The 246-nt window shown below is 56.5% G+C and carries 1 protein-coding gene; it reads right to left on the minus strand.

Features of this window, described 5'->3' with window-relative positions; all coding sequences use genetic code 11:
* Positions 1 to 246, minus strand: a 246-nt coding sequence (locus RYX56_RS24480; protein ID WP_317124404.1) for a hypothetical protein, incomplete at both ends; no start/stop codon positions are given.

Consider the following 246-nt stretch of genomic DNA (forward strand, 5'->3'; position numbering starts at 1 on the left):
CTTTTTGATCAGATCGGGAACCGAGATTCCGGCGCTAATGCCCGTCGGCGGCGGCGGATTGAAATAGCCGTTGATGATTGCCTCGGTGCCGGCCGGATTGAAGCCACCGGCCTTGAATCCCATGCCCCAGTTTCCGAAAATAGTGAGGACACTGTTGGGCTTATAGGTGATCGTGATCTTCGGCTGAAGCTGCTTGAACGTTTCCGAAATCGGGGCAATCACGCCCGACGGGTTATAGGCCGGGTC

It is taken from the genome of Alkalihalophilus lindianensis (assembly GCF_032843265.1).
In the GTDB taxonomy this organism is placed as follows: Bacteria; Bacillota; Bacilli; order Bacillales; family Bacillaceae_D; genus Alkalihalophilus; species Alkalihalophilus lindianensis.